1 pseudogene is annotated in these 509 nt (G+C 43.4%); it reads right to left on the bottom strand.

Going from position 1 to position 509, the window contains the following annotated elements:
- Positions 1-509 (bottom strand): annotated as a pseudogene (locus tag B2X72_RS14935) (MFS transporter); the annotation flags it as partial.

Below are 509 nucleotides of genomic sequence, written 5' to 3' on the forward strand. Positions count from 1 at the left end.
AGTTTTTTCTTAATTTATAATCAAATAATAGATGAGCCAACAACGCCAACAGCGTATAACATGTGCCTACGAAAATAACACCGGGCCATTGGAAGTGTTGCCATGCTTGTGCAGCAAAAAAAGTGCCTGTTGATCCACCAATAAAATAGCTGACCATATATACGGTATTTAGTCGGTTGTTGGCACCGAGGTTTAGCGCATAGAAATCGCTTTGATTCAGGATATGCATCGACTGTAGGCCAAGATCGATGAGAATAACACCAAGGATCAGGCCCCAATAGTAATTGCCGAAGAGGGCGAATAATAACCAGCTGAATAACATCAATAGGATCGCGTACAAGATGATTTTTGCTTTGCCTATATAAATGGTTAGTTTATTAACAAAAGCAGCGGCAAGGGCCCCACAGGCACCGACGAGGCCAAAGGCTCCAGCAGTTGCCGGGCCATCAAAGAAAGGTGGGGCTTCAAGATGGAAAACAAGCGTTGTAAAAAATGCAGAAAAAGCCCCA

This window comes from Sphingobacterium sp. UBA7253, from assembly GCF_002472745.1.
Taxonomy (GTDB): domain Bacteria; phylum Bacteroidota; class Bacteroidia; order Sphingobacteriales; family Sphingobacteriaceae; genus Sphingobacterium; species Sphingobacterium siyangense.